The organism is Thermodesulfitimonas sp., assembly GCF_052743955.1.
The window spans coordinates 1-5776 of record NZ_JBRAIN010000100.1 but is presented as its reverse complement, the minus strand read 5'-3'; the positions used below and the strand labels follow the sequence as shown (position 1 = coordinate 5776).

General features: G+C 56.7%; 7 protein-coding genes. All 7 read right to left on the bottom strand.

From position 1 onward, the window contains the following. Positions 1 to 287 (bottom strand): peptidoglycan-binding domain-containing protein (locus ACUVTA_RS08145; protein WP_445952456.1); only part of this gene is annotated, 287 nt, incomplete at its 3' end. Between the two features lie 155 nt (positions 288 to 442). Beyond that, positions 443 to 1132, bottom strand: coding sequence for an endonuclease V (locus tag ACUVTA_RS08140; protein ID WP_445952455.1), 690 nt, complete (start codon positions 1130 to 1132; stop codon positions 443 to 445). Further along, complete coding sequence (gene cutA, locus ACUVTA_RS08135; RefSeq protein ID WP_445952454.1) at positions 1129 to 1446, bottom strand: divalent-cation tolerance protein CutA; 318 nt, start codon at positions 1444 to 1446, stop codon at positions 1129 to 1131. The genes ACUVTA_RS08140 and cutA overlap by 4 nt, the downstream gene beginning before the upstream one ends. 40 nt (positions 1447 to 1486) lie before the next feature. Continuing rightward, positions 1487 to 2905, bottom strand: coding sequence for a cobyrinate a,c-diamide synthase (locus ACUVTA_RS08130; protein ID WP_445952453.1), 1419 nt, complete (start codon positions 2903 to 2905; stop codon positions 1487 to 1489). Positions 2906 to 3023: 118 nt separating this feature from the next. Further along, positions 3024 to 3341, bottom strand: coding sequence for a TusE/DsrC/DsvC family sulfur relay protein (locus ACUVTA_RS08125; RefSeq protein ID WP_445952452.1), 318 nt, complete (start codon positions 3339 to 3341; stop codon positions 3024 to 3026). A gap of 128 nt (positions 3342 to 3469) precedes the next feature. Next, positions 3470 to 4924 (bottom strand): (Fe-S)-binding protein, encoded by a 1455-nt coding sequence (locus ACUVTA_RS08120; protein WP_445952451.1) that lies wholly within the window; start codon positions 4922 to 4924, stop codon positions 3470 to 3472. A 28-nt stretch (positions 4925 to 4952) separates the two neighbouring features. Further along, a complete protein-coding gene (locus ACUVTA_RS08115; RefSeq protein ID WP_445952450.1) occupies positions 4953 to 5714 on the bottom strand; it encodes a respiratory nitrate reductase subunit gamma in 762 nt (253 codons plus the stop codon). Between the last annotated feature and the right edge of the window lie 62 nt (positions 5715 to 5776).

Sequence of the window (5776 nt, the reverse complement as noted above, 5' to 3'; positions counted from 1 at the left end):
AAGCCCAGCGCCTCCCATGTCGCTGGACCAACTATGCCATCCACGACCAACCCGTTTTTCCACTGAAAGGATTGCACCGCCCGCCAGGTCCCGTCGCCAAAGATTCCGTCAACCGGTCCGTCGTAGTACCCCCATGAAGCAAGCCGCCACTGGACCTGGGAAACGTACCATCCGGTGCTCCCCCAATAAAGAGTCGGATACTCCGCACGCGCTTGCGGTTCAAGCGCAAAGAGAATCAGCAACACCGCCGCAAGAATAGCCATACCGGTCAGGCGCCGCAAATTCATCTTAACCCCTCCTGCACAGGTACAGACTGCCCTTCAGTTCTGTTTCCCGAGAGGAACAGTATCTCGTTCCCAACTATACCTTAGTTTTACCGGATACGTGAGGATTATAAAGCGAAGGGTACACTTTACAACCGGAGGGGAAAGCCGCGCGGGATTTACTCGGTAGCGTGGTGAAGAAAAAGCCGGCGGCTTAGGTGGTGCGCCGCCCGCACCGGCTCGGGGAGCCTGAAGCGGGTACAGAGCGAAAGCGCTAGTCTGGTAGCTGCTTCAACTCCCACCAGGTGGCCTGGGGAAACAAAAACCGGTTTCACGCCAGTCCGCGTGCGGAGCACACTACCTACCACCTTTCCGTTAAGAAAGAGTGGCGAAGTAGCACCTTTCATAGGTGGCGGTGCTTCGTAATTCCCGACCAAACGGCTTTTCGCCACACCAATAGCCGGTATCCCAAGCAACACCCCCAGGTGGCTGGCAATACCGACGCCCCGGGGGTGAGCTATTCCCTGCCCATCACAGACAAGAAGGTCCGGAACCGAAGCGATCTTGCGCAGCGCGGCCAATAGCACGGGGCCCTCCCTAAAAGCAAGCAACCCCGGTACGTAAGGAAACGGAGGGGGAAGAACCGCCGTACTTTCTTCCGTAACTATGAAATCCGGAAGCCGCAGGATGACTACAGCGCCGAAAAGAAGGCCCCGGCGCCGGCAAAAGGATACGTCAAGGCCGGCAACCAGGCGTAAGTTCTCTGGTGCCGGCCCCCCCGCAACCACCACCTGCTCCCGCAGCTTCTCTTGCAAGCGCATGGCTTCTGCGGGCGAAACATCCCAGGGAAAAGGAATCAGCTGTTTCAATCGGCAACCTCGCTCCTTACCCAATCGAGAAAAGGGGGAAATCCGTCAACTACCGGCAAAACGAGGATGGCCGGCAATGAATAGCTATGCCTTTTTCGGACCGCTGCCACCAGTTCTGGAACCTTTGCCTGCACCGTCTTCGCGACGAGAGCCGTCTCCCGCGCCTGGTCAAGGCGCCCTTCCCAGCGAAAGAAAGACTCGATCTCCGGCAGGATGTTCACACAGGCCGCAAGGCGCGCCGTAACTAACTCTTGCGCGATTGCCCGCGCTTCCCCCCTGTTGGCGCAAGTGATGTATACCAGTACCACCGACATTTTCTCCCACCTTTCCGGGTGAAACGCCTGGACCCCGGCGCTAAATCCGGGCTAAGGTCTGGTTTTTCTTCCGCTTCTGGTCTCGGTAAGCCGCCGCCTTACCGACAAAAATCACTGCCCAATCGGGAACCGCAAGCGCGTGGATATGGCAGTAAGCCCCGAGTACGTTTTTATAAACGAGCCCGTCCCGCTTCCCGTCTATCCCGTAGCCCCGCTCGACAACAAAACCAAAACAGCCCTCCGGTGGTAGTGCCGTTAGTGCAGAGTGGTGAAACTCGTGCCCCTTTATCTCCCGTCCCGGCGGGAAGTAGGGGTTACCTTCGAGGGTCCGCAGCCGCATGTAACCGTGGCCGCGGGGCTCATTGTCTACGGTAACGTCGAAGGGAAAAATGTCCGCCATAGCGAAGCGCCGACCCGCGTAGGTCAGGCTCCGACTCAGGTAAATGAGCCCGCCGCACTCCGCGTACACAGGCAATCCTTCCTCCACCTTACTCCGGAGCGCCTCCCGGAGGCTCCTGTTGGCCTCGAGTTCCGCCCCGAAAACCTCCGGAAAGCCGCCGCCGATATAGAGGGCGTCAACCTCTGGAAGGGAGTCGTGAAGAGCGTCGATAAAGATTAGGCGCGCCCCAGCCTCCTCAAGAGCCTCTAGGTTCTCCGGATAGTAAAAGCTGAAGGCCCGATCCCGGAAAACCCCGATCCGAACTGGCTCGGTAAGGTTTATACCAATTTTTAGAGGCGATGCGGGAAGTGGTAGCGGCGGCGCTGCCCGCGCTATAGCGAGGATCGCGTCGAGATCGAGGTACTCCTCCGCCCCCGCACGAGCAGCCTCTATAGCCTCCCACAGACGTTCGTCCTCTCCCACCGGAACAAGCCCCAGGTGCCGGTCGGGTATCCGCCACGCCCGGTTCTTAGGTAGCGCACCCACAACCGGGAGCCCGCAAAAGTTTTCGACCGCTGCCCGCAGCATCTTTTCGTGGCGTGGGCGTGCTACATTATTAAGGATGACGCCGGCGATACTAATTCCGGGGTCAAAATGCTGGCATCCAAGAACAATGGCGGCGATGCTCCTGGTCATGCGTACCGCATTCACCACCAGGAGCACGGGTGCTGCGAGCGCCTTGGCGATCTCGGCGGTACTCCCGCTTCCTGCCAGGTCAACCCCGTCAAAAAGCCCCATCGCCCCTTCAATGACCGCCACATCCGCTCCTGCCCCGCCACGGTAAAGACTCCAGCGTAGCGTCTCCCGGTCCATGAAGAAGGCGTCAAGGTTGCGGCATACCCGGCCCGCTACCCGGCCCAGCCAACCCGGGTCGATAAAGTCAGGGCCCTTTTTAAAAGGCTGGACCTTGAGCCCCCGGGCGGAAAGCGCCGCGATAAGCCCAAACGTAACCGTAGTCTTCCCGGAACGCCCCTGTGGTGCCCCGATGACCACCCGCGGAATGTTAAAAATCTGCTCCAAGGATGTATCCCGCCTTGTAAATCTAGTTTCGCAGGGCTACGAAAATATTTTTACCCAAAAACCTCTTAACCCGGGGGCTCCCGGGTTAAGGAAATAACTTCTTCGGAGAAAGGCCCGCTTACACGCAACCAGTAGGCTTAGGTAAGCCGGCAATCTTACAAGCACCCTTCGCGGGACCCGTTGGGAAAAGCTCGTAAATCTGTTTCAGGCTGAAGCCGGTGTCTTTACAAAGCTTCCGGATCATCGGCGCCACACCGGTCCGCAGGTAGTAGTCCCGGATATACATAACCACCTTCCAGTGGTCGTCGGTCATCTGCTTGACCTCTTCCATCGGCGCTAGAGCCTCGGCGAGTTCCTTGTTCCAGATTTCTGGGTCCTGAATAAACCCGTCCTCGTCAACCTCGATCTGCTTACCGAGAAGTTCGATAAAAGGCATTCCTTGACACCTCCGAGAGATTTGGTTTTTCTTACAGAATCACCCACAAACCATAACGAAACCTTTTCCTGGTACATTATACAGGCACTACCAGAAGATCAGCTAAACAGTATCCGAAGAACCACCCCCTAAATCTGCCTGTGTCCCTTGAAGACCAACGCTGCCCCCACAAAGTCAATCAGGCCGTTAACCGGCATAATCGTGCCGTCTTCACGCGCCAGATTGTGTTCTTTAACCATCGGGTAGAACTGTGCCTTACAGATGGAGCAAGGCGCGCAGATATGGTTTGCGCCCGAAGCCCGGATCTGATCGGCTTTTTTCTGGAAGAACTTAATGCGGAGCGCGTACATCTCCGGGTCATCGTAAAGTACCCCCGAACCACCGCCGCAGCAGAAGTTCTTCTCGTAGTTCGGATACATTTCCCGGACTTCCGGCACCGAGGCGTACAGGTTAATACGGAAGATTTCCCCAAGCTGGTCGGCGCGGACGTAGTTACACGGGTCGTGGAGGGTCACCTTCGTACCCGGCGGTGCAAGCCGGTTGTTCTTCGGGTCGAGTTTCAGTTTCCCCGCCTTAATAAGCGCCGCCACTTCCTGGTGGATGTTGACGATCGGCACCCGCTGGTAATAGTAACCAGCACCGGCAACCGCATAGTCAGTAAGGCTCGGGGTGTACATCTTCCAGGCGCGCCAGCCGTGACCGCACTCGCCAAAAACCACCTTCTTAATACCGAGGTCAGCCACCACCCACCAGAGGCGCCGCACAAGCTCCCGCTGCACAGAGTGCTGGTCGGTGAGGAGCCCGAAGTTACCAGCCTCCAACATGTACGAAGAAATCGTCCAGTTAGCGCCGATATATTCAAAGAACTGGGCAGCACCCTTCAGCGTCTCCGGATTAAGCAAGTAATCAGCCGAGGAAGGAACGTAGAGGATATCAGAATTGGGCTTATCCACGGGAAACTCGATCCGGAAGCCACGTTCTTCTTCCAACTCGTCACTAAGGAAACTATGCGTATCCACGGCTGCGGCTTTGGTCACGCCGCCCTGGTTGCCCCGTTCGAAGACCGCGGCCGAGGCAGCACCCTGCAGTTCCGGCACCATTCCCAGAGCCCAGAGAATCTCGCGACCGGCCATGGTGACTTCGCAGGTGTCAATCCCGAACGGACAGACATGACCGCAACGACGGCACTCGGTACACTGATAGTAATAACTAAACCACTTCTCGAGTGTATCCATCGTCATCTCTTCGGCGCCCACCAGACTCCCGAAGAGACGGCCCTGGACGGTGAAATACCGCTTATAAACCCGCCGCATCAGGTCGGCGCGGCCCGCGGGGATGTTATTTGGGTCTCTGGTTCCCAGGTAGGCGTGGCAGTTCTCAGCGCACACCCCGCACTTAACGCAGGACTCCATCGCCAGAGTTAGCGAACGACGGTTTTTGCGGTAGTAATCAAGCCATTTAATCGCTTCGGCGGGTTTTTCTGCATCCGGAACCTCCCGCACGTGCAATCTCTTAAGCAGGCGGTCGGGCGCCCTTGCTGGCTGGGCCACCTCCGTACCGTTAGATAAGACCTTTTTAGGCATGTCTCTTCACCTCCTTCCGCGATAAAGTCTACAGCTTGATCTTAGTACCGGGAAGGCCGACCGGTGGCTGCTGGAAAGGACGGTTATAGATCCACCGGTTCCATAGAATCCCAAACGGATGCATCAGCTTCGAGAACGGGAAGATGATGAGCATTATCTGCACCAGCAGAAAATGGATAAAGAAAAAGTTATTATCTGGCAACGGTTGCGGGTTAAAGGTGAAGAGTCCCGCCAGGTACTGCCGCGCTTCGGCGTAGTGGAGGCTGGCGGTATGCACAAGCCGCATATAGTCCCCCACCCCGACAATCCCTAAAAGCAAAAGCAGGTGGAGATAATCACTCGGTGCGGAGATAGCCCGCACCTTTTCGATAGCCAGCCGCCGGTAAAGTAGGCCAAGCAGCATTACAAAAAAGATAATCCCAAAGGTAGTGCCTAAGAAGTTGGAAGCCGCCTCACTCTGGTGCGGCGTTACTATCCAGGGAAGCAGGAGGTGGAACTGCTGCCCCAGCGTATAGATACCAAGGAAATGCCCCCCGACAATGGAGGCCAGCGCCACATGCATCGGCCAGGCAAAAATCCATAATCCTCTGTCAAACTTAAAAATGTTCCAGAAACTGACGATCTGCCAGAGGATCCAAACAATTGCTGCCGGCCAAGAAGAAGGGAAGGGCGGCAGCGTGATGTTATGAACAATCTGGCCGATCATCCAGCGCCAAATACGCCAGGTAATACCCCCGAGCAGGATGGCCACCGTAATGTAGGGGAGAACCTGCCCTACGAAAACTTTCACCCCCACGCACCTCCTCGTATAATTTGGTTTAGCAACCCATAAGGTTCACGGATTGAATCTTG

Coding starts and splice junctions, on each gene's coding strand:
- ACUVTA_RS08125 (WP_445952452.1), bottom strand. CDS start 3,341: ATGCCTTTTATCGAACTTCTCGGTAAGCAGATCGAGGTTGACGAGGAC.
- cutA (WP_445952454.1), bottom strand. CDS start 1,446: ATGTCGGTGGTACTGGTATACATCACTTGCGCCAACAGGGGGGAAGCG.
- ACUVTA_RS08120 (WP_445952451.1), bottom strand. CDS start 4,924: ATGCCTAAAAAGGTCTTATCTAACGGTACGGAGGTGGCCCAGCCAGCA.